General features: G+C 71.9%; 21 protein-coding genes. 4 read left to right on the top strand and 17 right to left on the bottom strand.

All coding sequences use genetic code 11. The features are described 5' to 3' along the window. Positions 1–31: 31 nt before the first annotated feature. The 7 genes from ACMATS_RS21005 to ACMATS_RS20975 form a co-directional block, all read right to left on the bottom strand. Complete coding sequence (locus tag ACMATS_RS21005; protein WP_414168703.1) at positions 32–2,533, bottom strand: NADH-quinone oxidoreductase subunit G; 2,502 nt, start codon at positions 2,531–2,533, stop codon at positions 32–34. A gap of 88 nt (positions 2,534–2,621) precedes the next feature. Beyond that, a complete protein-coding gene (gene nuoF, locus ACMATS_RS21000) occupies positions 2,622–3,977 on the bottom strand; it encodes an NADH-quinone oxidoreductase subunit NuoF (protein WP_414168702.1) in 1,356 nt (451 codons plus the stop codon). After that, positions 3,974–4,699, bottom strand: a complete 726-nt coding sequence (gene nuoE / locus ACMATS_RS20995; protein ID WP_390780830.1) for an NADH-quinone oxidoreductase subunit NuoE — start codon at positions 4,697–4,699, stop codon at positions 3,974–3,976. Before nuoE ends, nuoF begins: the two co-directional genes overlap by 4 nt. A 38-nt stretch (positions 4,700–4,737) precedes the next feature. Then, complete coding sequence (locus ACMATS_RS20990; RefSeq protein ID WP_390780735.1) at positions 4,738–6,057, bottom strand: NADH-quinone oxidoreductase subunit D; 1,320 nt, start codon at positions 6,055–6,057, stop codon at positions 4,738–4,740. Beyond that, complete coding sequence (locus ACMATS_RS20985; RefSeq protein WP_414168701.1) at positions 6,057–6,785, bottom strand: NADH-quinone oxidoreductase subunit C; 729 nt, start codon at positions 6,783–6,785, stop codon at positions 6,057–6,059. The genes ACMATS_RS20990 and ACMATS_RS20985 overlap by 1 nt, the downstream gene beginning before the upstream one ends. Next, the gene (locus ACMATS_RS20980) at positions 6,782–7,336 is read right to left on the bottom strand and encodes a NuoB/complex I 20 kDa subunit family protein (protein ID WP_390780733.1); all 555 of its coding nucleotides are present in this window, start codon (positions 7,334–7,336) and stop codon (positions 6,782–6,784) included. Before ACMATS_RS20980 ends, ACMATS_RS20985 begins: the two co-directional genes overlap by 4 nt. A gap of 10 nt (positions 7,337–7,346) precedes the next feature. After that, a complete protein-coding gene (locus ACMATS_RS20975) occupies positions 7,347–7,706 on the bottom strand; it encodes an NADH-quinone oxidoreductase subunit A (protein ID WP_171085587.1) in 360 nt (119 codons plus the stop codon). 730 nt (positions 7,707–8,436) lie between these two features. Here ACMATS_RS20975 and ACMATS_RS20970 point away from each other — a divergent pair. Next, positions 8,437–9,228, top strand: a complete 792-nt coding sequence (locus tag ACMATS_RS20970) for a C40 family peptidase (RefSeq protein WP_390780732.1) — start codon at positions 8,437–8,439, stop codon at positions 9,226–9,228. 68 nt (positions 9,229–9,296) lie between these two features. On the opposite strand, the gene ACMATS_RS20965 is transcribed toward ACMATS_RS20970, so the two are convergent. The 8 genes from ACMATS_RS20965 to ACMATS_RS20930 all read right to left on the bottom strand — a co-directional run bounded on the left by ACMATS_RS20965 (position 9,297) and on the right by ACMATS_RS20930 (position 18,900). Further along, complete coding sequence (locus tag ACMATS_RS20965; RefSeq protein WP_390780731.1) at positions 9,297–9,899, bottom strand: hypothetical protein; 603 nt, start codon at positions 9,897–9,899, stop codon at positions 9,297–9,299. Between the two features lie 281 nt (positions 9,900–10,180). Next, the gene (locus tag ACMATS_RS20960; RefSeq protein ID WP_336413140.1) at positions 10,181–11,464 is read right to left on the bottom strand and encodes a geranylgeranyl reductase family protein; all 1,284 of its coding nucleotides are present in this window, start codon (positions 11,462–11,464) and stop codon (positions 10,181–10,183) included. Positions 11,465–11,541: 77 nt separating this feature from the next. Continuing rightward, positions 11,542–13,542, bottom strand: a complete 2,001-nt coding sequence (locus tag ACMATS_RS20955) for a hypothetical protein (RefSeq protein WP_414168700.1) — start codon at positions 13,540–13,542, stop codon at positions 11,542–11,544. Between the two features lie 104 nt (positions 13,543–13,646). After that, positions 13,647–14,342: a demethylmenaquinone methyltransferase gene (locus tag ACMATS_RS20950; protein ID WP_414168699.1), complete on the bottom strand. Its 696-nt coding sequence runs from the start codon at positions 14,340–14,342 to the stop codon at positions 13,647–13,649. Positions 14,343–14,680: 338 nt separating this feature from the next. Next, positions 14,681–15,304, bottom strand: coding sequence for a Uma2 family endonuclease (locus ACMATS_RS20945; protein WP_390780728.1), 624 nt, complete (start codon positions 15,302–15,304; stop codon positions 14,681–14,683). Positions 15,305–15,401: 97 nt separating this feature from the next. After that, a complete protein-coding gene (locus ACMATS_RS20940) occupies positions 15,402–16,043 on the bottom strand; it encodes an imidazolonepropionase-like domain-containing protein (RefSeq protein ID WP_414168698.1) in 642 nt (213 codons plus the stop codon). Positions 16,044–16,057: 14 nt separating this feature from the next. Next, positions 16,058–17,254, bottom strand: coding sequence for a cyclic dehypoxanthinyl futalosine synthase (gene mqnC, locus ACMATS_RS20935; RefSeq protein ID WP_390780726.1), 1,197 nt, complete (start codon positions 17,252–17,254; stop codon positions 16,058–16,060). Between the two features lie 77 nt (positions 17,255–17,331). After that, positions 17,332–18,900: a serine/threonine-protein kinase gene (locus ACMATS_RS20930; protein WP_414168697.1), complete on the bottom strand. Its 1,569-nt coding sequence runs from the start codon at positions 18,898–18,900 to the stop codon at positions 17,332–17,334. 163 nt (positions 18,901–19,063) lie between these two features. Here ACMATS_RS20930 and ACMATS_RS20925 point away from each other — a divergent pair, with 163 nt between their 5' ends. Then, positions 19,064–20,164, top strand: a complete 1,101-nt coding sequence (locus ACMATS_RS20925) for an alpha/beta hydrolase (RefSeq protein ID WP_390780724.1) — start codon at positions 19,064–19,066, stop codon at positions 20,162–20,164. A 109-nt stretch (positions 20,165–20,273) separates the two neighbouring features. Here the strand turns inward: ACMATS_RS20925 and ACMATS_RS20920 are convergent, their stop codons facing one another. Next, positions 20,274–21,146 carry a menaquinone biosynthetic enzyme MqnA/MqnD family protein gene (locus ACMATS_RS20920; RefSeq protein WP_390780829.1) on the bottom strand — a complete coding sequence of 291 codons (873 nt, stop codon included), beginning with the start codon at positions 21,144–21,146 and terminating at the stop codon, positions 20,274–20,276. A gap of 311 nt (positions 21,147–21,457) precedes the next feature. Between ACMATS_RS20920 and ACMATS_RS20915 the strand changes: the two genes are divergently transcribed. Next, the gene (locus ACMATS_RS20915; protein ID WP_171085604.1) at positions 21,458–21,664 is read left to right on the top strand and encodes a cold-shock protein; all 207 of its coding nucleotides are present in this window, start codon (positions 21,458–21,460) and stop codon (positions 21,662–21,664) included. 126 nt (positions 21,665–21,790) lie between these two features. Here ACMATS_RS20915 and ACMATS_RS20910 read toward each other — a convergent pair whose 3' ends face one another. Then, entirely contained in the window at positions 21,791–23,614 is a 1,824-nt protein-coding gene (locus ACMATS_RS20910; protein ID WP_414168696.1) for an AMP-dependent synthetase/ligase, read from the bottom strand. Positions 23,615–23,755: 141 nt separating this feature from the next. Here ACMATS_RS20910 and ACMATS_RS20905 point away from each other — a divergent pair, with 141 nt between their 5' ends. Further along, a complete protein-coding gene (locus ACMATS_RS20905; protein WP_391155628.1) occupies positions 23,756–24,781 on the top strand; it encodes an AraC family transcriptional regulator in 1,026 nt (341 codons plus the stop codon). The last annotated feature ends 19 nt before the right edge of the window (positions 24,782–24,800 follow it).

Genomic DNA, 24,800 nt, shown 5'->3' with positions numbered 1-24,800 from the left:
TCCTCCGCGGCGAGGACCGTGTGCGGGACGTTCACGACTGCACCTCCGGGGTCGTCGCGGGGCCGATGCGGACCACCGCGCCGGGCTGGGCGCCGGTGTCCGAGGCGACGCCCCCGCCCGTGGAGTTCAGCGGCAGCCACACCACCCGGTCCGGCATCGCGGTGACCTTCAGCGGCAGCCGGACGGAGCCGGCCGGGCCGGTCACCTGCAGGACGTCGCCGTCCTTGACCCCCGCCTCCTCCGCCGTCGCCGCCGACACCCGGGCGAGGGCCGCGTGCCGCGTGGCGGCCAGCGCGTCGTCGCCCTCCTGGAGCCGGCCCCGGTCCAGCAGCAGCCGGTGCCCGGCGAGCACCGCCTCCCCGGCCTGCGGCCGCGGCACCGGGCGCGCGGGCTCGGAGGGGCCGGCCGCCCACTCGCCCTGCCAGCGGCCCAGCCGCTCCAACTCGGCTCGCGCGGACGGGACATCGGGCAGGGCCAGGTCCACGTCCATGGCGGCGGCCAGCATGTGCAGCACGCGCGCGTCGGGCATGGGCTGCCGGGTCGTCGCCTGGTCCGGCCGGACCGCCGCCTCGAACGGGCGGGCCCTGCCTTCCCAGTTGAGATACGTTCCTGCCTTCTCGGTCACGGCCGCGACCGGCAGCACCACGTCGGCCCGCCCGGTCACCTCGCCCGGCCGCTGCTCCAGGCTCACCAGGAACCCGACCGCGTCCAGGGCCTCCCGCGCCCGCGCCGGGTCCGGCAGGTCCGCCGGCTCCAGCCCGGCCACCACCAGCGCGCCCAGCTCGCCCGTGGCGGCGGCCTCGACGATCTGGCCGGTGTCCCGCCCGGGGCTGCGCGGCAGTTCGCCGATGCCCCAGGCGGCGGCCGTCTCCTCGCGCGCCCGCGGGTCCGTCGCCGGGCGCCCGCCCGGCAGCAGCCCCGGCAGGGCGCCCGCTTCGAGCGCGCCCCGCTCGCCGGCCCGGCGCGGGATCCACACCAGCGCCGCACCGGTCGCCCCGGCGGCGGCGACGGCCGCGGTCAACGCGCCCGGCACGGCCGCCAGCCGCTCGCCCACGGCGATCACCGCGCCCTCGGCGCGCAGCCCCTCGGCGGCCGCGCGGCCCGCCGTGTCCAGCCCGGCCGACAGCCCCGCCGTGTCGGCGAGCGCCTGCAGCCACTCGGTCTCGGTGCCGGGCGCCGCGGGCAGCAGCGTGCCGCCCGCCTTCTCCAGGCCGCGCGTGGCGTGCGTGGCGAGCGCGAACACCCGCAGCCCGCGCTTGCGCCAGGCCTTGCGCAGCCGCAGGAAGACGCCGGGCGCCTCCTCCTCCGCCTCCAGCCCGACGAGCAGCACCGCGGGCGCCTTCTCCAGCGCCGTGTACGTCACGCCACTGCCGTCCAGATCACGGCCCCGCCCGGCGACCCTGGCCGCGAGGAAGTCGGCCTCCTCGCCGCTGTGCACCCGCGCCCGGAAGTCGATGTCGTTGGTGTCGAGCGCGACCCGCGCGAACTTCGCGTAGGCGTAGGCGTCTTCGAGCGTCAGCCGCCCGCCCGTCAGCACGCCCGCCCGGCCGCGGGCCGCAGCCAGTCCGCGGGCCGCCGCATCCAGCGCCTCGGGCCAACTGGCCGTCTGCAGCTCACCGTTCGCGTCCCGCACGAGCGGCGTGCCCAGCCGGTCGGGCCGCTGCGCGTAGCGGAACGCGAAGCGGCCCTTGTCGCAGAGCCATTCCTCGTTGACCTCGGGGTCGGGCGAGGCGAGCCTGCGCATCACCTTGCCGCGCCGGTGGTCCGTACGCGTCGCACAGCCTCCCGCGCAGTGCTCGCACACGGACGGCGAGGAGACCAGGTCGAACGGCCGCGCACGGAACCGGTACGCCGCCGACGTCAGCGCGCCCACCGGGCAGATCTGGATGGTGTTGCCGGAGAAGTACGACTCGAAGGGGTCGCCCTCGCCGATGCCGACCTGCTCCAGCGCCCCGCGCTCCAGCAGCTCGATCATCGGGTCGCCCGCGATCTCCTGGGAGAAGCGGGTGCAGCGCGCGCACAGCACGCACCGCTCCCGGTCCAGCAGCACCTGTGCGGAGACGGGAACCGGCTTCTCGTAGGTCCGCTTGCGGCCCTCGAACCGGGAGTCGGCCTGCCCGGCGGTCATCGCCTGGTTCTGCAGCGGGCACTCGCCGCCCTTGTCGCAGACCGGGCAGTCGAGCGGGTGGTTGATGAGCAGCAGCTCCATCACCCCGCGCTGCGCCTTCTCCGCGACGGGCGAGGTCAGTTGGGTCCTGACGACCATGCCGTCCGTGCACGTGATCGTGCAGGAGGCCATGGGCTTGCGCTGGCCCTCGACCTCGACGATGCACTGCCGGCAGGCACCGGCCGGCTCCAGCAGCGGGTGGTCACAGAACCGCGGGATCTCGATCCCGATCATCTCCGCCGCACGGATGACCAGGGTGCCTTTCGGCACCGAAAGCGCGATTCCGTCAATGGTGACGGAGACCAGGTCCTCGGCCGGGACGGCCGCATCCCCTCCTCCGGAGGGGGCAGACGCGGCGACGGTCATGCATGCACCTCCAGGTGCGAGTGGTCGGGAATCGGCGCGTCGTCGGCCGCGCGCACGGCGACCGGGCCGCCCGGCCCGAATGCGACGGTCATGCGGTCACCCCTGCACTGTTCGGCCCGTCGGCCCACGCAGTGGACGCCGCGGGATCGAAGGGGCAGCCCTTGCCCTTGACGTGCTGCTCGTACTCGGCGCGGAAGTACTGCAGCGAGGAGAAGATCGGGCTCGCCGCGCCGTCGCCGAGGGCGCAGAAGGACTTGCCGTTGATGTTGTCCGCGATGTCGGCGAGCTTGTCGAGGTCCGCCATGCGGCCCTTGCCGGCCTCGATGTCGCGCAGCAACTGCACCAGCCAGTACGTTCCTTCGCGGCAGGGCGTGCACTTGCCGCACGACTCGTGCGCGTAGAACTCCGTCCACCGCGTCACCGCGCGCACCACGCACGTCGTCTCGTCGAAGCACTGCAGCGCCTTGGTGCCCAGCATCGACCCGGCGGCACCCACGGCCTCGTAGTCCAGCGGCACGTCCAGGTGCTCGTCGGTGAGCAGCGGCGTCGAAGAGCCGCCCGGCGTCCAGAACTTGAGCGTGTGGCCCGGCCGCATCCCGCCGCTCATGCCGAGCAGCTGGCGCAGCGTGATGCCCAACGGGGCCTCGTACTGGCCCGGGCTCGCGACATGTCCGCTCAGCGAGTACAGCGTGAAGCCCGGTGACTTCTCGCTGCCCATCGAACGGAACCATTCCTTGCCCCGGTTGAGGATCGCCGGAACCGAAGCGATGGATTCGACGTTGTTCACCACAGTGGGGCACGCGTACAGGCCCGCGACCGCCGGGAAGGGGGGCCGGAGCCGGGGCTGGCCGCGGCGGCCTTCGAGGGAGTCCAGCAGTGCGGTCTCCTCGCCGCAGATGTACGCGCCCGCCCCCGCGTGCACGGTGATGTCGAGGTCGAGTCCGCTGCCGAGGATGTTGCGGCCGAGATAGCCCGCCGCGTACGCCTCGCGCACGGCCTCGTGCAGCCGCCGCAGCACGGGGACGGTCTCGCCGCGCAGATAGATGAAGGCGTGGTTGCAGCGGATCGCGTAACTGGCGATCAGCATCCCCTCGACGAGGGAGTGCGGGTTGGCGAAGAGGAGGGGGATGTCCTTGCAGGTGCCGGGCTCGGACTCGTCGGCGTTGACGACGAGGTAGTGCGGCTTGCCGTCGCCCTGCGGAATGAACTGCCACTTCATGCCCGTTGGGAAGCCGGCGCCGCCGCGGCCGCGCAGCCCGGAGTCCTTGACGTACGCGATCACTTCGTCGGGCTGCATGGCGAAGGCCTTGCGCGCGCCCTCGTAACCCTCGTGCCGCAGATAGGTCTCCAGGGTCCAGGAGCGGGGCTCGTCCCAGAAGGCGCTCAGCACGGGCGCGAGCAGTTTCTCCGGACTCACGTCGTGGATCTCGGGTGCCACGGTCATCCCTCCCCCTCCTCGGATGTCTGCGCGGGCGGTGCGGGGCGCGGGGGGCCGACGCGGGGGGCGCCCTCGCCCTTGGCCAGCCGCAGACCGGCCAGCGTGGCGGGGCCGGCGCCGCCGCTCGCCTCGACCGCGCCCGGGCGTTCGTCGGGGAAGCCGGCGAGGATGCGTTCGGTCTCGCGGTACGTGCAGAGCGGGGCGCCGCGCGTGGGCTCGACGGTGCGTCCGGCGCGGAGGTCGTCGACGAGCTTCTTGGCGCTCTCGACCGTCTGGTTGTCGAAGAACTCCCAGTTGACCATCACCACGGGCGCGAAGTCGCAGGCCGCGTTGCACTCGATGTGCTCCAGGGTGACCTTGCCGTCCCCGGTGGTCTCCCCGTTGCCCACGCCCAGGTGCTGCTGCAGCGCGCCGAAGATCGCGTCGCCGCCCAGCACCGCGCACAGGGTGTTGGTGCAGACCCCCACCTGGTAGTCGCCGCCCTGCTTGCGGCGGTACATGGTGTAGAAGGTCGACACCGCGGTCACCTCGGCCGTGGTGAGCCCCAGCAGCTCGGCGCAGAAGCGGATGCCGGTGCGGGTGACGTACCCCTCCTCGGCCTGCACCAGGTGCAGCAGCGGCAGCAGGGCGCTGCGCCGGTCCGGATAGCGGCCGACGAGCTGCGCGGCATCGGCCTCCAGCCGGGCCCGCACCTCGGCGGGGTAGTCGGGAGCGGGCAGCTGCGGCATGCCCAACTGGACGCCGTGGCCGCCTGTTTCGGCACTGCTCACCGGTCGACGCCTCCCATCACGGGATCGATGGACGCCACGGCGACGATGACGTCGGCCACTTGACCGCCTTCGCACATGGCCGCCACGGCCTGGAGGTTGGTGAAGGAGGGGTCGCGGAAGTGGACCCGGTGGGGCCGGGTGCCGCCGTCGCTGACGACGTGCACGCCCAGCTCCCCCTTGGGCGACTCCACGGCCGCGTAGACCTGGCCCGGCGGCACCCGGAAGCCCTCGGTCACCAGCTTGAAGTGGTGGATCAGGGCCTCCATCGAGGTGCCCATGATCTTCTTGATGTGGTCGAGGGAATTGCCGAGCCCGTCCGGGCCGAGGGCCAGCTGGGCGGGCCAGGCGATCTTCTTGTCGGCGACCATCACGGGCCCGGGCGCGAGCCGGTCCAGGCACTGCTCGACGATCCGCAGCGACTGGTGCATCTCCGCGATGCGGATCAGGAAGCGCCCGTAGGCGTCGCAGGTGTCGGCGGTGGCGACCTCGAAGTCGTAGCCCTCGTAGCCGCAGTAGGGCTGCGCCTTGCGCAGGTCGTGCGGCAGGCCCGTGGCGCGCAGTATGGGGCCGGTCACGCCAAGGGACATGCAGCCGGCCAGGTCGAGGTGACCGACGTCCTGCAGACGGGCCTTGAAGATGGGGTTGCCGGTGGCGAGCTTGTCGTACTCGGGCAGGTTCCGGCGCATCTTCTTCACGAACTCGCGCACCTGGTCCACCGCGCCGGGCGGCAGGTCCTGGGCGAGCCCGCCGGGGCGGACGTAGGCGTGGTTCATCCGCAGGCCGGTGATCAGCTCGAAGACGTCGAGGACGAGCTCGCGGTCCCGGAACCCGTAGATCATGATCGTGGTGGCGCCGAGCTCCATGCCGCCGGTGGCGATGGCCACCAGGTGCGAGGAGATTCGGTTCAGCTCCATGAGCATGACGCGGATGACGGAGGCCCGCTCGGGGATCTGCTCCTCGATGCCGAGCAGCCTCTCGACGCCCAGGCAGTACGCCGTCTCGTTGAAGAACGGCGTCAGGTAGTCCATGCGCGTCACGAACGTGGTGCCCTGGGTCCAGTTCCGGTACTCGAGGTTCTTCTCGATGCCGGTGTGGAGATAGCCGATACCGCAGCGGGCCTCGGTGACGGTCTCGCCGTCGATCTCCAGGATCAGCCGGAGCACTCCGTGGGTGGAGGGGTGCTGGGGACCCATGTTGACGACGATGCGCTCGTCGTCGCCCTTCCGGACGGCGTCGGCGATCTCGTCCCAGTCGCCACCGGTGACCGTGTAGACGGTGCCCTCGGTGGTCTCGCGGGGGCTGGTCGGTGTGGACATCAGGAGTACGACCTCCGCTGGTCCGGAGCCGGGATCTGGGCGCCCTTGTATTCGACGGGGATGCCGCCGAGGGGGTAGTCCTTGCGCTGCGGGAAGCCCTGCCAGTCGTCGGGCATCATGATCCGCGTGAGGGCCGGGTGGCCGTCGAAGACGAGGCCGAAGAAGTCGTAGGCCTCGCGCTCGTGCCAGTCGTTGGTCGGGTAGACCGCGACGAGGGACGGGAGGTGCGGATCGGCGTCGGGGACGCCCACCTCCAGCCGGACCAGCCGGTTGTGGGTGATCGAGCGCAGGTGGTAGACGGCGTGCAGCTCGCGGCCCTTGTCGCCGGGGAGGTGCACGCCGCTGACGCCCGTGCAGAGTTCGAAGCGCAGCGCCGGGTCGTCGCGCAGGATGGCTGCGACGCGGGGCAGGTGCTCGCGGGCGATGTGGAAGGTGAGTTCGCCGCGGTCGACGACCGTCTTCTCGATCGCGTTCTCCGGGACGAGCCCCTGTTCCTCCAGGGCGCCTTCCAGTTCGTCGGCCACCTCGTCGAACCACCCGCCGTAGGGCCGGACCGCCTGGCCGGGCATCCGCACGGTGCGCACGAGGCCGCCGTAGCCGCTGGTGTCACCGCCGTTGGCGGCGCCGAACATGCCGCGGCGGACGCCGATGACCTCGCCGGAGTCCTCGCGCTGGGCCGGGACCTGCTCCTCGGGGGCCTGTCCGGTCCCGCCGGTGGTCTCGCTCACTGCAGCAGCCCCTTCATCTCGATGAGCGGCAGGGACTTCAGCGCCGCCTCCTCCGCGGTGCGCTCGGCCTCCTCGCGGTGGGCGCCGAGCTTCTCGCCCTGGATCTTGCGGTGCAGCTTGAGGATCGCGTCGAGCAGCATCTCGGGGCGCGGCGGGCAGCCGGGCAGATAGATGTCGACGGGGACGATGTGGTCGACGCCCTGGACGATCGCGTAGTTGTTGAACATGCCGCCGCTGGAGGCGCAGACGCCCATGGAGATCACCCACTTGGGGTTGGGCATCTGGTCGTAGACCTGCCGCAGCACGGGCGCCATCTTCTGGCTGACCCGGCCGGCCACGATCATCAGGTCGGCCTGCCGGGGCGAGCCGCGGAAGACCTCCATGCCGAAGCGGGCCATGTCGTAGCGGCCGGCACCGGTCGTCATCATCTCGATGGCGCAGCAGGCCAGGCCGAAGGTGGCCGGGAAGACGGACGACTTGCGCACCCAGCCGGCGGCCTGTTCGACGGTGGTCAGCAGAAAGCCGCTGGGCAGCTTCTCCTCGATTCCCATGGCGCGCCCCCTAGTCCCATTCCAGGCCGCCGCGACGCCATACATAGGCGTAGGCGACGAAGACGGTGAGCACGAAGAGGAGCATCTCCACGAGCCCGAACAGCCCCAGGGAGTCGAAGGTGACGGCCCAGGGGTAGAGGAAGACGATCTCGATGTCGAAGACGATGAAGAGCATCGCCGTCAGGTAGTACTTGATCGGAAAGCGCCCGCCTCCGGCCGGGTGCGGGGTCGGTTCGATGCCGCATTCGTAGGCCTCGAGCTTGGCGCGGTTGTACCGCTTGGGCCCGATGAGCGATGCCATGACCACGGAGAAGACCGCGAAGCCGGCACCGAGGGCTCCCAGTACGAGGATGGGCGCGTACGCGTTCACCGCTCCTCGCTCCTTCCAGTCTGTCGACGCTGACTGCTGGCTGACCGGACCCGGCGGGCTCACCGCCCTCCCTGGGCCGCCCGAAGATCGGCCGCATGTGAGGCAGTTCACAAGCCCGGGTCGCGTGCATCCTATGCCCGCCGGTCTGTGATCTGCGACACGGGGTACGCAACCGTGTTTGTGATCTTCACCACCTGACGAACGATCATCAAGTCGGATGAGCGGTGAGTTACGCACACGAAGCGCGCGACTGATCACGACAGGTGACATTCGGCCGTGTCGGCGCTGGTGGCGGAGGTGATCCACTATCAAGCGGGGGCCGCTATGGGCAAATTGGCTTCATAGGATGTCAACTGATAAGAGGGCTCGACCCGATGGGGCGAAGGGGGTCGGCGACGCCCCTCCGTCACACTCCGCGCCCGTCCTCACGTTCGGTGCACAAAGTTCCAGCAGGGGCGGCGGGGGCGTGAGCTCTGCCACGCGCCGGGGGGTTTGGTGGCTGGATTTTTCGGACAGCCTCGACGGGCGGCCCGGAAAGGTGATAGGGCGGCCGCCGGTCGGCCGACGGGCCCAAACGCCGTGCTGAGGCGCCGGATCGGGGGTGCGGCGGGGTTGTGCGCCGTGACCCTCTCGTGATCAATAAGCTCGAATTCTGAGCGCGTACACGCCAATTGTGGTGCACGTCACGCTTCTTGAACTGAACCTGTGCGGACTGATAGTCCGTTGTCCCATGTCCCCGAACGCGCATATAACCAGCCACCGGAAGCCCCGTCCCGCGACGCAGTCGTGGGTCATCCGCACGGGTGTTGCCGGTGGCGTCCTCAGCACCCTGGCCGTCGCCGGTGCGGGTTCCGCCACCGCCGTCGAGAAGCCCGCCGAGGCGACCATGGAGATGCCGGCGTTCAACGCCGAGATCTCCACCTCCATCGCGCAGAGCGCGGTCGCCACGCAGCAGGCAGCTGTGGACTACCAGGTCCGCGCACAGGTGGAAGACGCGATCGACCACGCCAAGGCCGACGCCAAGAAGGCCAAGGAGGAGGCGGACCGCAAGGCGGAGGCCGAGCGCAAGGCCGCCGAGCAGGAGAAGCGCGACGCCGATGCGCGTGCCTCGCGCTCCTCGGACCGCGGCTCGCTGAGCACCAAGTCGGAGTCCTCGTCCTCCGCCACGGGCAGCACCGCCACCCTGGTGAGCTTCCTGGAGGCCCAGCTCGGCAAGGCGTACGTCATGGGCGCCACCGGCTCCTCCTCGTACGACTGCTCGGGCCTGGTCATGGCCGCGTACAACCAGATCGGCATCGATCTGCCGCGCGTCTCCCAGGACCAGTCGACGGCCGGCACCCAGGTGGGCCTCGACAACCTGAAGACGGGCGACATCCTCTACTGGGGCTCCGCGGGCAGCGCCTACCACGTCGCCGTCTACATCGGCGGGGGCAAGTTCATCGGTGCGCAGAACCCGAGCTCCGGCGTCGTCGAGCGCGACCTGAGCTACTCGCCGCCCACCGGCGCGGTGCGCGTTCTGTAAACAGGGCTTCACGGCTTTTCACGAAGGGCCGCCGCTCCCCCCGCTCGGGAGCGGCGGCCCTTCGCTTTTCACGACATGCAGGCCACCTTGACGGCGTCGGCCACCCCCTCGGTGTCCTCCCGGACCGTCCGCGCGATGTCGCACCCGGCGTCGGCGACGATCGTGTCCGTCTCCCTGACGCCGGGGATGCCGGCGTGGCCGGTCATCCTGGAGTGCCGGGTGAGGTGGATGGTGTCACCGCCTTGGCCGCCGCGGATCCTGCCGTCGACGGTCCCGTCGATGTCGATGCGGTCGTCGTCGCCCTGACCGTCGACGGACCCGGTCCCGCCGATGCGGCCCGACCGCGTCACGGTGATGCTGTCCTCACCGCCGCCGGCCCGGATGTCGCCGTCCATCTCCCCGGTGACGGTGATGGTGTCGTCCCCGCCCTTCGCGTCGACGACCGTGCCGGGTTCGACGTGGGAGCAGACGATCGTGTCGTCCCCCGGCGTCCCCTCGATCAACCGGCCCGAGCGGTGCACCCCGTTGACCGTGCAGTCCGTCACCGCATGCGCGGGCGTCGCCGCGAGCGCGGCGGCGGGAAGTATGACGGCCGTCGCGACGACGGCGATACGCGCGGTACGGGCACTGACGGCTCGGGCGGCGAGACGGGCGGTGCGGCTGAGATCCACGGATGCGCTCCCCCTTCGGGATGAACCGGACTATTGCGGTATCTCCCCTGAAATGCGGCCCGCAAAGCGGGAGTTAGGGGACACGAAGGGGTGATTCGGGGCCTTCGGCCCCGCTCTCGTCGCGGGGTGCGCCCCGTCAGGGGCGCGGGGAACTGCGCGACCAGCCACCGACGGCCTGCAGCCGAACGCACCACCCCAGGGGCCCGGGGCGCAGCCCCGAGCACCTCGACTGCGGGCGCGTCGTGGCCGATCGCGCAGTTCCCCGCGCCCCTGACGGGGCGCTACGAGCGGGGCGCCACCTTGCTCAGCCCGTTGATGATGCGGTCCATCGCGTCGCCGCCCGTCGGATCCGTCAGGTTCGCCAGCATCTTGAGCGTGAACTTCATCAACAGCGGGTGCGTCAGGCCCCGTTCCGCCGCCAGCTTCATGATCTTCGGGTTGCCGATGAGCTTCACGAAGGCGCGGCCCAGGGTGTAGTAGCCGCCGTAGGTGTCCTTGAGGATCTTCGGGTAGCGCTGCAGGGCGAGCTCGCGCTGGGCGTACGAGGAGCGGGCGTGGGCCTGGACGATGACGTCCGCGGCGAGCTGCCCGGACTCCATCGCGTAGGCGATGCCCTCGCCGTTGAAGGGGTTGACCAGGCCGCCCGCGTCGCCGACGAGGAGCAGGCCACGGGTGTAGTGGGGCTGGCGGTTGAAGGCCATGGGGAGGGCGGCGCCGCGGATCGGGCCCGTCATGTTCTCGGGGGTGTAGCCCCAGTCCTCCGGCATCGAGGCGCACCAGGCCTTGAGGATCTCGCGCCAGTCGAGCTCCTTGAAGGCGGCGGAGGTGTTGAGGACGCCGAGGCCGACGTTGCTGGTGCCGTCGCCCATGCCGAAGATCCAGCCGTAGCCGGGCAGGAGGCGGTGCTGCGGGCCGCGGCGGTCCCAGAGTTCGAGCCAGGACTCGAGGTAGTCGTCGTCGTGGCGCGGGGAGGTGAAGTAGGTGCGCACGGCGACGCCCATCGGGCGGTCCTCGCGGCGGTGCAGGCCCATCGCCAGCGAGAGCCGCGTGGAGTTGCCGTCGGCCGCGACGACGAGGGGGGCGTGGAAGGTGACGGGCGTCTTCTCCTCGCCCAGCTTCGCCTCGACGCCGGTGATCCGGCCGGTGCGGTCGTCGACGACCGGCGCGCCGACGTTGCAGCGCTCGTACAGCCGGGCGCCGGCCTTCACCGCCTGGCGGGCGAGCTGCTCGTCGAAGTCGTCGCGCTTGCGGACGAGGCCGTAGTCGGGGAAGGAGGCGAGGTCCGGCCAGTCGAGCTGGAGGCGCACGCCGCCGCCGATGATGCGCAGGCCCTTGTTGCGCATCCAGCCGGCTTCCTCGGAGATGTCCATGCCCATCGCCACGAGCTGCTTGGTGGCGCGCGGGGTGAGGCCGTCGCCGCAGACCTTCTCGCGCGGGAACGCGGTCTTCTCCAGGAGGAGGACGTCGAGACCCGCCTTTGCCAGGTAGTACGCGGTGGTGGAGCCCGCCGGGCCCGCACCGACGACGATCACATCGGCAGTGTGTTCGGTACGCGACTCGGTCACGGAGAGCTCTCCCGATGGGTTCGATTGAGGCTGACTTGTGCAGTCTAGGGGGGTGGCCCGGGCCTCCTCCGGCCGGTTCAGCCGAAATCGACGGGCATCGTCGACCACGTCGACAAGGCCGTCTCGAAGACCTGCGGCGAGCCGGTCCAGTAGTCGTCGCGGCCCTGGAAATAGACGGCGTATTCGGTGCCCGCCTCGTTCACGTACGCCTGGTCGACGGCGTGCATCGTGCGGCCGGTCGCCTTGTCGGTCCAGGTGAACTCCCAGCGGGCGCCGGGGTGTCCCTGGAAGGTGTTGGCGGTCAGGGCGACGCGCCGGTAGCTGCCGGTGCGCTGCTGCAGGGTCTTCTCGAGGTCGGTGAAGTGGTCGTACGCGGACTGCGGGGACTTGAGGAGCAGGCCGACGCGGAGGTACGAACCGCCCGTCGGGGCCGAGTAGTCGATCTGGTGGACGCCGGACTCCGTGCGGATCCAGCGGTCGGGGACGGCGAGGGCGAAGCCGAGCGGGTCGTGCTGCATGACGTAGCCGGCGGGGGCGCCGGCCTGCGGGGCGGCGGGGGTCGGCGGGGGCATGGGGGCGGGCCCGTCCGACGGGCTGTCCGGCTCGTCCGACGGGCCGATGACGACGCGCTTGTCGTCGTGCCGGGCGCTCTCCACGCCCCGGGCCTGCGCGGCGCTCTCGTGCCGGTGCAGCATCAGCCCGGCCGTCGCGGCGCCGCCGACGACGAAGGCGGCGAGGCCCGCGGCCGCGAACAGGGCCGCGCGACGGCCCGGCACCGGCACCCGGGCGGGCCGCACCGCCCGGCCCAGGGCTCCCGACAGCACGCCGGCCAGCAGCACCGCCCCCGCCGTCCACAGCGTCCCGAACAGCAGCAGCTCCCCCGCGTTCGTCGCCACGCGCGCGTCCACGGTGGTGTGCGCCCCGAGCGCGAACCGGGTGCCGGCCGACATGTGCAGCGACGCCCCGGCGGCGAACGACAGCAGCCACAGCGCGGCCAGGAAGAACGCGCCAGCGAGGGCCTGTTCGCGGCGGTCGGCCGAGCGGCGGGCCGCCAGGACGGCGAGGAGCAGCGCGCACACCGCGCCCACCGCCAGCGCTCCGGCCTGGGCCCAGCCGCCCGCGGAACCGGCCACGTGGCCGAGCTCGGAGAGGCCGAAGGCGCCGCCCTCCTCGCGGCCGCGCGTGGTGACGGAGCCCTCGACTCCCGCGCCCCAGACCAGTCCCAGCCCCATCAGCCCCAGATTGACCAGTATCAGGAGCGAGGCGAGCAGGCCCGTGCCGCCGCCGGCCTGGCGCTCGTGCACGGCCAGCACCGCGAACACGACAACGGCGCACAGCGCCACCGACAGGCCGAGGGCGCGCAGGGCCGTGCCCCACGCCCGTGCGACCCGCAGCGCGCCCGGTCCGAGCCGTGCGCGCAGGCGTTCACGGCACAGCACCGCCCCGCTCACCGCACCCGCGGCCGCGCACGCGAACAGTGCCGCCGTCACCGGGCCGCTGTCGACGGACAGCAGCGGCACCTCCGGCTGCCCGTAGAGGCCGAGCGCCAGCACGGCCGCGCCCGACAGCAGGGCGATCCGCACCGCGGCCTCCGCGCCGCCGCCCTGCGCACGGCGCAGCGGCCGGGCGCCGAGGGCCACGGCGCCCGCCCACAGAACGGTCACGGTCAACGGCCAGACCGACAGCGAGCCGTGGCCCCGCACGAGCAGCGAGAGCAGCCCGCCGCTGCTGCGCGTCTCGACGTCGAGGCTGCCGCCGAGGCCCTGCACCAGCAGCGCGAGGGCGGCCTGGAAGCGGTCGGACCAGTGGGTGAACTGGCCGCGGTCGTACTTCCCGTAGGACGGGAGCGAGAGGACGAGCGCGAGCACGAGCAGCAGGGCCGCGGGCCACAGCGCGGCCCGCGCCGCCCCCGCCCAGCCGGCGCCGAAGGTGCGGCGCACGAACAGCGCGGCGGGTGACGGCGGGGCGTACGCAGCGGGGTGCGCGCCCGGCGCATACGAAGGCAAGGGCGGCGCGGGCGGCAGCGAGGGCCGCGGCGGTACGGACGGCCTCGGCGGCTCGGACGACGACGGCGGCATAGGGGCGCTCCGGGCTCGGGCGGGAGGTGATCAAGATCGTACCGACCGAGCCTGCTTGCCCATGACAAACGGCCAACCCACGTCCCGCCCGGGGCATTTACCCCTTATACAGGCTTGGTTCCCCGGTGCAGCGCAACGACCCCGCCCGTCAGGTTCCGCCACGCGACCTTCGACCAGCCGACCTGCTGGAGCCGCGCCGCGAGGGCGGGCTGGTCCGGCCAGGAACGGATCGACTCGGCCAGATAGACATAGGCGTCCGGGTTGCTGCTGACGGCCCGCGCGACCGGCGGCAGGGCGCGCATCAGGTACTCGGTGTAGACCGTGCGGAACGGGGCCCAGGTCGGCGTGCTGAACTCGCAGATCACCACGCGGCCGCCCGGCTTCGTCACCCGCAGCAGCTCGCGCAGCGCGGTGTCGGTCTCCTGCACGTTGCGCAGTCCGAAGGAGATGGTGACCGCGTCGAAGACGCCGTCCGCGAACGGCAGCCGCGTCGCGTCCCCGGCGGTCAGCGGGAGCCAGGGGTGGCGCTTCTTGCCCTCGCGCAGCATGCCGGTCGAGAAGTCGCACGGCACGACGTACGCGCCGTCGGCGGTGAAGGGGATCGAGGACGTCCCGGTGCCGGCCGCCAGGTCCAGCACCTTCTCCCCGGGCCGCCCGCCCACGGCCTCCGCCACGGCCTTGCGCCACAGCCGCGCCTGGCCGAGCGAGAGCACGTCGTTGGTCAGGTCGTACTTCGCCGCCACGTCGTCGAACATCGCGGCGACTTCGTGCGGCTGCTTGTCCAGGGATGCTCGCGTCACGCGCCCATTGTTCACCACGGCCCCACGGCACCTTTGGACGGGGACGGCTCGCCGGGGAAGGACGGGCCGCGTGGGCGGTGCCGACTGCGCCTTCCCATGGGGCCCCCGCACCCACGGAACCGCCGGTCCCCCCGCCTGTCGCCCCCTCGGCAACCAGGCGTCCTACCGGCGGTGCGCGTCTTTGTGACCCGCCGTGTGTCCGTTCGACAGGGTCCTCCAGTTCGCACCGCGGAACGGCATTCGACAGCCGTCCCCGCAGTGATCATCCTGCCGGGTAAACGGACCGGGGGCGTCCGCGTTGACGGGGTCCTGACGTGAGGGGTTGCGGCCCTTACGGGTCATTGACGGAGCGGACGAACCAAGCCCTCCAGATCGATCGTGATCGGGAAAGGCCGGTCGGTCTCCAGCTTTCCGACGTGCCGGGGGCACTCCGGTGCCGAGATGTACTGACCCGTCTCGCGGTGGAGCCAGTACTCGTGCACCTCGGGAAGGCCGTCCTCCCCTCGCTCCACACGCCAGTAGTACTTCACCCCTGCCGCTGCATACATGGCCGGCTTGCGGACGCGGTCATCCTGACGCGATCCCCGGGACACCACCTCGACGATGAGGACAGCCTTCTCCACAGGAACGTACTTCGCCTTGAACAGGTCGAAGTCTCGCTCGTCGAAGACGACAATGTCAGGAACTGGCGCATTCTGTACGTCGACGAGCACGCACTGCTCGGAGAGGACGCCATGCGGCTCGCGCAGGGCATCCTCCAGACACCTTTCGATCTTCCGGCGAACGTGGTTGTGCCACGGCACCGTCCTCCCCCGGACCACGATCTCTCCGTCCACGAGTTCCCAGTCGACCGGCAGCTCCAGGTCTTCCACCTGGTCCGCCGTCCACCCCTCTGCAGGCGGGAACATCCAGTTCTCAGGAGTGGCCTTGTCCAGCCGTTCTGCGATCATCACTGCTCCCATGGACGCAAGTGTGGACGCGGGTGCGGATCGCGACCCCGTATACGACGGTAGCGTCACTCGAAGTGGTGGACGACGACCAAACCGCTGGCGCCCGCGCTCACCGCCCCCGGAACACCAGCCGCCCCGCCAGCACCGTCGCCACGCACGCACCCGCGCCCTGCGCCAGCAGCGCCTCCTCGTCCGACACCGCGAAGGCGGCGAGGTCGGCCCGCCCGCCCACAACCAGCGGAGCCGCCACGGCGGCCGCCAACTCCCGCACGCCGCACAGCGGATCGAGGTCCGCCTCGCCGACCACCGCCGGGCCCGGCACGACCCGCAACCCCGACCGTGCCACCGCCGTCGAGATCACCGGGTCGTCGAAGGGACCCGCGACCGCCGTCGTCCCGTGCCGCAGCATCAGCTGCAGCCCGCGCCGGACGCTGCCCGACCAGCGGGTCTCCGGCAGGTCCAGCGCCGCCAGGCGGTCACCGGTCAGCATCGCGTCCCCGAGCTCGGCGTACTCGCGGGGATCGGGGTGGTAGGCGTGCGCCAGCAGCCACGCCGCGCGCGCCTGCCGCAGCCCGGGCGCGAGCACGCCCGGCCAGCGGCGCACGCGGGCAGCGGGGTGCGCCGCGGCGAGCTCCTCGTACGGGCCGAGCGCCGCGATCGTGCCGCCGTCCACCACGACGGCCCCGCCGGGCACGGGAGCCGCGCCGGGGACGGCCGTCAGCAGCAGGTCCGCCGCATGGATCGTCAGCACGAGCGGACCGGCCGTCAGCGGGCGTCGATGATCTGCAGCTCGGGGTGGGCCGTGCCGCCCTCGATCGCCGTCGACGACAGGTGCGAGACGACGCGGTCGTCCACCGGGTCGTTCGCCGGGTCGTCGTGCACGAGCAGGTGCTCGTACGTCGTGGCGCGCTGCGCCGGGACGCGGCCGGCCTTGCGGATCAGCTCGATGATCTCCATGCGGTTGGAGCGGTGCTTGGCACCGGCCGAGGAGACCACGTTCTCCTCGAGCATGATCGAGCCCAGGTCGTCGGCGCCGTAGTGCAGCGACAGCTGGCCGATCTCCTTGCCCGTGGTCAGCCACGAGCCCTGGATGTGGGCCACGTTGTCCAGGAAGAGCCGCGCGATGGCGATCATCCGCAGGTACTCGAAGATCGTCGCCTGCGTACGGCCCTTCAGAGCGTTGTTCTGCGGCTGGTAGGTGTACGGGATGAACGCGCGGAAGCCGCCCGTGCGGTCCTGGACGTCGCGGATCATCCGCAGGTGCTCGATGCGCTCGGCGTTGGTCTCGCCCGTGCCCATCAGCATGGTGGAGGTCGACTCCACGCCCAGCCCGTGGGCGAGCTCCATGATCTCCAGCCAGCGCTCGCCGGACTCCTTCAGCGGCGCGATGGCCTTGCGCGGCCGCTCCGGCAGCAGCTCGGCGCCCGCGCCCGCGAAGGAGTCGAGGCCGGCGGCGTGGATCCGGCGGATCGCCTCCTCGGCGCTCACGCCGGAGATCCGCGCCATGTGCTCGACCTCGGACGCGCCGAGGGAGTGGATGACGAGCTGCGGGAACGCCTTCTTGATCGCCGCGAAGTGCTCCTCGTAGTACTCCACGCCGTAGTCGGGGTGGTGCCCGCCCTGGAACATGATCTGCGTGCCGCCCAGTTCGACGGTCTCCGCGCAGCGGCGCAGGATGTCGTCCAGCGGGCGGGTCCAGACCTTGTCGCTCTTCGGCGGGGCGAAGAAGGCGCAGAACTTGCACGCGGTGACGCACGAGTTCGTGTAGTTGATGTTGCGCTCGATGATGTACGTCGCGATGTGCTCGGTGCCCGCGTAGCGCCGGCGGCGCACGGCGTCCGCGGCGGCGCCCAGCGCGTGCAGCGGCGCGGAACGGTACAGCTCGAGGGCCTCCTCCGGGGTGATCCGGCCGCCTGCGGCGGCGCGGTCGAGGACGGACTGAAGGTCGGCGTTCTCGGTCACCGGGCGTCCCTTCCGGAGGGTGTCGTGTACGACGATCCACCCTACGCCAGGGGTCCGGCGGCACCGCTGGCGGCCGGTCAGCCGCGGCCCCGGGAGAGGGTCGCCGTCGGTCTGCCGCCGGTGGGGTCGCCGGAGGCGAAGGCCAGCCTCCCGCCCGGGGCCAGCGTGTAGGTGACGGTCGCGGTGACGCCCGTGCAGCCGAACCTGAGCTCGCCGTCCGTCACCTCCTCCAGCGTGATCTTCGAGGCGCTCGCCGACAGCAGCTTGGCCTTGCTGTCGCACTCCACGACGCCCAGCGCCCCGTACCGGGTGCGGACCACGTAGGCGCCCGTGCCGCCCGCGGTGATGGTGCTGGTCATCGTGCCGTTGGCGGTGCCGTCGGACTGGACGACGTCGCCGCTCCAGGTGCCGAGGAACGCCTCGGGGACCGAACTCGCCGGACTCCGGTCCGGCGGGGCGCTCGTGGCGGGGCGCCCGGCCGACGTGGTGCCCCCGCCCCCGCCCTTGCCCGGCAGCAGGTCGAAGACGAACGCCGCGGTCGTGGCGGCGGCCAGCACGCCCGCGACGGACAGGACGAGTGTGCAGCTCGCCCGGCGCGAGCGCCGGCCGCCCAGGACGGCGGAGAGCGCGACCCGGCGCGGGCGCGCGGGCCGGGGCGCGGGCACGGCTTCCGGCGCCGGCGCAACGCCCGCCCCGTACGAGGGATCCGGCGGCCCGAACGCCCCGGCGCCGGCCGCCGGCTCCGCCTCCAGGTCGAGCAGCTCGACCGCCCGCCGGCTCACCTCCTCCACCACCGGCCCCGGCAGCCACCCCGACCGCAGCAGCGCCCGCGCGCCGCCGTCCGCGGGGGCGAGGCGGCGGGCGAGGTCCTGCGGGGACGGCCGGGCGGCGGCCTCCTTGGCGAGGCAGTCCGCGACCAGCGACCGCAGTTCGCCCGTGAGCGCCGGGCCGAGCACCGGCGGCTCGTGGACGACCTTGTAGAGGAGAGCGGCGGAGCTGTCCCCGGGGAACGGCGGCGCGCCCGTGGCCGCGTAGGCGAGGACCGCGCCCAGCGAGAAGACGTCGGCCGCGCCCGTCACGTCCCGGCCGAGGATCTGCTCGGGCGCCATGTAGCCGGGCGAGCCGACGGAGACCCCGGTGGAGGTGAGCGAGGCCGTGGCCTCCGTGGCCCGCGCGATGCCGAAGTCGACGATGCGGGGGCCGTCCAGGGCCAGCAGCACGTTCGACGGTTTGACGTCCCGGTGCACCAGTCCCTGCCCGTGCACCGCCGTCAGCGCCTCCGCGAGCCCGGCCCCCAGGGCCCGTACCGCGGCCGCGGGCAACGGGCCCGCGGTGGCGACGGCCTCGGAGAGCGAGGGGCCGGCCACGTAGCCCGTCGCCACCCAGGGCACCGCGGCCTCCGGGTCCGCGTCCAGCACGGGCGCCGTCCACGCGCCGCCCACGCTGCGGGCCGCCCGCACCTCGCGCCGGAATCGCTCCCGGAATTGGTCGTCCGCGGCGAAATGCGGATGGACGATCTTAACGGCGACCGTGCGGCCTCCCGCACTGCGCCCGAGATACACCCGGCCCATCCCGCCGGCCCCGAGCCGGCCCAGCAGCCGATAGGCGCCGACGACCTGCGGATCTTCTGGCAAAAGCGGTTGCATTCGGGCTCTTCGCCTCCCCCCGGACGGGGCTGCGCGCCCCCCGATTAGCCTATGACGCAATTCACCGGCCGATCGGGAACCCGGGCTCGAGGTTTGCCCATCACCTAGGTCGGAACACCCACCGTCATGTCCTTCGGGGCAGCAAATCGTCCGGAGCGACGCGATGACGCACTCAGCCAACGGGGCCTACCAGTCCCAGGGCCACCGCCGGGCCTCCCGCGCCAAACGATGGATCCTCGTCGTGGCGTGCATAGCCGTGCTCGGCGCGATCGCCTACCCCGTCCTGAACTATTTCGACGTGTTCTCGGACAAGGGCGAGTCGGTCTCCTTCGGCCAGGGTGCTCCGGGCGGCGCGGCCGCAGGCGGCGGGCAGGCGGGCGGCAACAACGGTGCGCCGGCCGACTCCAAGACGGTGATGCCGACGGGTCCGGCGGCCGACTTCAAGGTCGCCAACACCATCGAGGACGGCACCAAGATCGCCGTCACGACCTACACCGGCAAGAAGTCCGGCTTCACCGGCAAGGTGTGGGTCTGGGCCCCGAAGCAGTACAACGACCCGAAGTACAAGAACAGCGGCTTCCCGGTCCTCGTCGCGCTCCCCGGCGGCAACGGCTACCCGATGAACTACTGGATGGGCACCGACCTCAAGCTCGAGTCGTCGATCGCCCAGTGGTCGCAGGAGGGCAAGTCGCAGCCCTTCATCGTCGTGATGCCGGTGCTCAACCCGGACAACAAGAACTACTACGACGGCAGTGACATCCCGAACCAGCCCAAGATGGGCACCTGGCTGTCCGAGGACGTCCCGGACCTGGTGCGGGAGAACTTCCGCACGCTGAAGTCGCGTGACGGCTGGGCGTTCATGGGCTCCTCCTCCGGCGGCTTCTCCGGTCTGAAGGCCGTGCTGCAGAAGCCCGACAAGTTCAAGGCCGTGATCGCCTCCGGCCCGGACATCGTCCCGGACTCCCCGCTGTGGGCCGGCCACGACCAGGAGAAGGCCGCCAACAACCCCGAGCTGCTGGCCCAGAAGCTGATCGACACCAAGGGACCGGACGTCTACCTCGCCTTCCAGTACGGCACCAAGGAGACGTCGGTGATCCCGAAGGTGGACAAGTTCATCGCCACCTACGGCAAGGGCCCGGTCCACACCCACCTGCAGGTCATCCAGGGCGGCGAGCACAACGCCAAGACGTATGTGAAGGGCATGGGCGACAGCTCCATGAAGTGGATCAGCGACCACATGGAGGGGCCGACGCCCTCCTCCTGATCCGCACAGGCTGATTTTCCGCACAGGACATGACGCGGCGGAGCCCCCGGGGAACGTTCCCCGGGGGCTCCGCCGCGTCGTACGGTCCTGCGTCGTACGGTCCTGTCGGTCAGCTCTCCAGCAGCTGCACCCGCACGTCCGCGGGGTAGCCCGTCGTGGGTCCCGTGCGGCGCGCGAACTCGGTCACGCCGGCCAGCTGGTCCGGGCCGAAGCGGAAGTCCAGCGTGGTGAAGTACCGCTCCAGCAGCCCGGCGTCGAAGGCCTCCCAGCGCGCCGCCTGCTCGGCCACCTTGGTGACCTCCTCCAGGGACACGTCCCGGGACTCCAGGAAGGCCTGGTGCACCTTGGCGACGATGTGCGGCTCACGGGCGAGGTAGTCGCGGCGCGCGGCCCACACGGCGAAGACGAACGGCAGGCCCGTCCAGTCCTTCCACATCTGTCCCAGGTCGTGCACCTCGAGCCCGAGCCGCGGGGCGTCGTGCAGCGAGGCCCGCAGCGCGGCGTCGCCGATCAGGACGGCGGCGTCCGCCTCCTGCATCATCAGGCTGAGGTCCGGCGGGCAGGTGTAGTAGTCCGGCTGCACGCCGTACCGCTCCGCGAGCAGCAGCTCGGCCAGGCGCACGGAGGTGCGCGAGGTGGAGCCGAGGGCGACGCGCGCCCCGTCCAGCCGGTCCAGGGGCAGCTGGGAGACGATGATGCAGGACATCACGGGGCCGTCGCAGCCCACGGCGATGTCCGGCAGCGCGACGAGGTCGTCCGCGTTCTTCAGGAACTCGATCAGCGAGATGGGCGCAATGTCCAGGTCACCACGGACCAGCTGGTCGTTGAGGTTGTCGGGGGTGTCCTTGGTCAGATCCAGATCGAGCAGCGTGCCGGTCCGGGCGAGGCCCCAGTAGAGGGGCAGGCAGTTGAGAAACTGGATGTGGCCGACGCGCGGGCGGCTGCGCAGGCTCCGGGGCCCGTCCTGCGGGTCCGCCGCGATCGCTACATCCGAGGCTGAATTGTCCACATCCGGAGGCTAGCCCCGCCTCCCCGGGGGCGTTGTGCCGGGGTCCCCCCGGGCACTGGACCGAAGAGGGATCTTTTCCGGCCGGACGGCCCCGAAAACCCACCTTGGGCGTGATCTTCAACTCTTTCCCCGCGAGAAGCCCGCGTGCTAGGCTCGCCGCAAGTTGCAGTTTGGTTTCCCTTGCAGTACAGAGCCTGCGGAGCATGTGACCCGCAGGCTTTTGTAGTTTTCAGACTTCTCGCAGGTTCTGGAGCAGGGCAACCCTTTGGCCCATAGGAGGGCTTATGGCTACCGGAACCGTGAAGTGGTTCAACGCTGAAAAGGGCTTTGGCTTCATCGCCCAGGACGGCGGGGGCCCCGACGTCTTCGTCCACTACTCCGCGATCAACGCCGCCGGCTTCCGCTCCCTCGAGGAGAACCAGCTGGTCAGCTTCGACGTCACGCAGGGCCCGAAGGGCCCGCAGGCGGAGAACGTCACTCCGCAGGGCTGACCTCCTGCGGACCGTTCGCGGTCTACGTGCAGTACCCAAGGAGCCCTGCCCCCGCTTCGGCGAGGGGCGGGGCTCCTGCCTTTTTCCGGGCAGGCCTGGCGGCGACTTTCCGGCTTTCCCCGCTATTCACCCACTGGTGTCACTGCTTTCACCGGTTTCCCCGGACGCTTTTGTACCTCCTTTTGTTCGCCGTTTCTCCGTACGTTCGTACAACGTATCGATTTCGGCCGCATGGCGTTCCGTGATCGCCGCCCGGCGGAGTTTCAGGGACGGGGTCAGCATCCCGTTCTCCACGGAGAAGTCCTCGTCCAGGATGTGGAACGCACGGATCCGGGCGGGCCGGGAGAGCTGCCCGTTCGCCGCCCGTACCGCCTCCTCGCACAGCCGCCGCACCGCCGGGTGCCGGGCAGCGGGCGCGGTGAGCCGCACGCCCTGCCGGGCGGCCCAGGCCGTGATCTCGTCCGCGTCGAGGGTGAGCAGGGCGACGGGGTACGGGCGGCGGTCGCCGATCATGACCGCGCGGGAGATCCAGCGCGACTGCTGCAGGGCGAACTCGGCCAGTGACGGGGTGAGGTTCTTGCCGCCCGACGTGATGACGATGTCCTTCTTACGGCCGGTGATGCGCAGGTAGCCGTCCTCGTCGAGGCTGCCGAGGTCGCCCGTGTGCAGCCAGCCGTCCGCGTCCAGCACCTCGGCGGTCGCGGCGGGGTCGCCGTGGTAGCCCGGGAACACCCCGGGCCCCCGGGCCAGCACCTCGCCGTCCGCGGCGATCCGCACCTCGACGCCCTCGATCGGCCGCCCGACCGTGCCGGGGCGGACGGCGCCGGGATGGTTGAGGCTGATGACCCCGCCGGACTCGGTCATGCCGTAGCCCTCGAAGATCTGCAGCCCGCACGCGCGCAGGAAGTCCATCGTCTGCGGGGCGATGGGGGCGGCCCCGGTGACGCCCCAGCGCAGCCGCCCGCCGAAGGCCGCCCGGACGAGCGGGAACAGGCCGGCCTCCGCCGCCTCCCACGCGGCTTTCGCCTCTCCCGTGAGCTCCTCACCCCGCTCGCGGGCGTCGGCCGCCGCGAGCCCGGCCCGCACGGCCGCCTCGACGCGCTCCCGGCCGTCCGGGCCGCGGGACTCCGCGAGCGCGAGGACGGAGGCGTGCACCTTCTCGAACAGCCGGGGCACGGACGGCAGATGCGTGGGCCGCACCTCGGCCAGCTCGTCCACGACGTTCTCGATCCGGCCGCCGAAGTAGCACAGCGTGCTGCCGCGGCGCAGCGCGGTCAACTGGACGAGCTGCGCGAGCATATGGGCGAGCGGCAGGTAGAGGTACGTGAGGTCGCCGGGACCGCCCTCGTGGAGGGGCAGGGTGGCGTCCAGGACGGCGACGAGGTTGCCGTGCGTGAGTTGACAGCCCTTGGGCAGGCCGGTGGTGCCGGAGGTGTAGACGATGGCGCACAGGTCGTCCGGGGTGCGGCGAGCGCCCCGCGCGAGGAGTTCCGGCAGGGGCGCGGTGGCGGGCAGCGCGCCCCACTCGTCCATCCGCACCACGTGCCGCACCCCGGGTGCCTTCACCCGCACGCCCGCCACGCGGTCCGCCTGCGCGGCGTTCTCGCAGACGACGACGCCCGCGCCCGAGTCGTCCAGCACCCAGGCCAGTTCGTCCTCGCCCGCCGTCGGGTAGACCGGCACCACGACGGCCCCCGCGGCCAGCGCCGCGAAGTACGTGTACGTCCACTCCGGGCGGGTCTCGGCCAGGACGGCCACCCGGTCGCCGGGGCACACCCCCAGAGCGATCAGTGCACGTCCGCCCGTCCGTACGGTCTCGCGCAGCTGCGCGTAGCCCACCTCCGTCCAGCCGTCCCCCGCCGGTGACTTGAAGCGCAGGGCGGGCAGCTCCCCGTACTGCGCCCCCGCCCATTCCGTGAACTCCGCGAGCGTGCCGGGCCGTTGCCGCATGAGCATCCGCCTCCCCGGGAACCGTGGAACCGTGAAACCGTGCGCAGGAACACCCGACGCTAGGAAGCGGCGGCCCGCCCCGCGATGACCGGAACGGTCGGCGCCACTGACGTGAACGCTCAACGGCGCTACCGTGCCCGCATGAGCGGGCGGACGATCACCGTGCACTGCGTACGGGCCGCGCTGGGCGGGGCGCAGCGGCTCGGGATCGACACCGTGCCCCTGCTGCAGGAGGCGCGGATCGCGCCGCTGCTGCTGGGGGACGAACGGGCGCACGTGACGCCCGAGCAGTTCGCGCGGCTGGTGCACGGGCTGCACCGGGCGACCGGCGACGAGTTCATCGGACTCGGCACGGCGCCGAGCCGGCCCGGGACGTTCGCCATGATGTGCCACACCTGCATCGGCTGCCGGGACCTGGGCGCGGCGCTGGAGCGGGCCGCGCGGTTCTACGGGCTCTTCCCCGGCGGACCGGACCTGGCCCTCGAACACCACGGCGGGGAGGCCGTCTTCGCGGTCCGCAGCGACCTGCGGGAGCGGGCGGAAGGCCGCTTCCTCGCGGAGTGCCTGATGATCATCTGGCACCGGCTGGCGAGCTGGCTGATCGGCCACCGGATCGTCCTGCACTGGGCCGCCTTCGCGCACGCCGCCCCGCCCTACGCGGCGGACTACGGGACGATGTTCGGCTGCCCGGTGCGGTTCGGGGCGGAGCGCACCGGTGCGGGGTTCGACGCGCGGTGGCTGGCGGCGCCCGTGGTGCGGGACGAGACCGCGGTGGCGGAGCTGCTGCGCCGGGCCCCCGCCGAGCTGCTCAGCCGCCGCGAGTACGGCACGACCGTCGCCGAGCAGGTGCGGCGCTCGTTCGTCCGGGCGCTGCGCGAGGGGCGGCCGGCCCGGCTGCCGGAGGTGGCACAGATCGCGGAGCGGCTGGCGGTGAGCCCGGCGACGCTGCGGCGGCGGCTGCAGGCGGAGGGCACCTCGTACCGGCGGCTGGTGGACCAGGTGCGCCGCGAGGCGGCCATCGCCGGGCTCGCGGAGGGGCGGGAGCCGATCGCGCAGCTCGCAGTGCGGCTCGGCTTCTCCGAGGACACCGCCTTCCACCGGGCGTTCCGCCGCTGGACGGGCACCACGCCCGGCGCGTACCGCGGGTACCGGGGTCAGCAAAACTGAGCGTTCCGACCAGCATCGA

Origin of the sequence: Streptoverticillium reticulum (genome assembly GCF_047456005.1) — a bacterium.
In the GTDB taxonomy this organism is placed as follows: Bacteria; Actinomycetota; Actinomycetes; order Streptomycetales; family Streptomycetaceae; genus Streptomyces; species Streptomyces reticulum.
The sequence above is the reverse complement of the archived record's forward strand: the minus strand, read 5'-3'. Positions and strand labels throughout refer to the sequence as shown.

Excerpts from the sequence above, each read along its gene's own strand:
- ACMATS_RS20905 (WP_391155628.1), top strand. The coding sequence starts at position 23,756 with ATGAGCGGGCGGACGATCACCGTGCACTGCGTACGGGCCGCGCTGGGC.
- nuoE (WP_390780830.1), bottom strand. The coding sequence starts at position 4,699 with ATGCCGCAGCTGCCCGCTCCCGACTACCCCGCCGAGGTGCGGGCCCGG.
- ACMATS_RS20980 (WP_390780733.1), bottom strand. The coding sequence starts at position 7,336 with ATGGGAATCGAGGAGAAGCTGCCCAGCGGCTTTCTGCTGACCACCGTC.
- ACMATS_RS20970 (WP_390780732.1), top strand. The coding sequence starts at position 8,437 with ATGTCCCCGAACGCGCATATAACCAGCCACCGGAAGCCCCGTCCCGCG.
- ACMATS_RS21005 (WP_414168703.1), bottom strand. The coding sequence starts at position 2,533 with ATGACCGTCGCCGCGTCTGCCCCCTCCGGAGGAGGGGATGCGGCCGTC.
- ACMATS_RS20910 (WP_414168696.1), bottom strand. The coding sequence starts at position 23,614 with ATGCGGCAACGGCCCGGCACGCTCGCGGAGTTCACGGAATGGGCGGGG.
- ACMATS_RS20990 (WP_390780735.1), bottom strand. The coding sequence starts at position 6,057 with ATGTCCACACCGACCAGCCCCCGCGAGACCACCGAGGGCACCGTCTAC.
- nuoF (WP_414168702.1), bottom strand. The coding sequence starts at position 3,977 with ATGACCGTGGCACCCGAGATCCACGACGTGAGTCCGGAGAAACTGCTC.
- ACMATS_RS20930 (WP_414168697.1), bottom strand. The coding sequence starts at position 18,900 with ATGCAACCGCTTTTGCCAGAAGATCCGCAGGTCGTCGGCGCCTATCGG.
- ACMATS_RS20915 (WP_171085604.1), top strand. The coding sequence starts at position 21,458 with ATGGCTACCGGAACCGTGAAGTGGTTCAACGCTGAAAAGGGCTTTGGC.
- ACMATS_RS20945 (WP_390780728.1), bottom strand. The coding sequence starts at position 15,304 with ATGGGAGCAGTGATGATCGCAGAACGGCTGGACAAGGCCACTCCTGAG.
- ACMATS_RS20955 (WP_414168700.1), bottom strand. The coding sequence starts at position 13,542 with ATGCCGCCGTCGTCGTCCGAGCCGCCGAGGCCGTCCGTACCGCCGCGG.
- ACMATS_RS20925 (WP_390780724.1), top strand. The coding sequence starts at position 19,064 with ATGACGCACTCAGCCAACGGGGCCTACCAGTCCCAGGGCCACCGCCGG.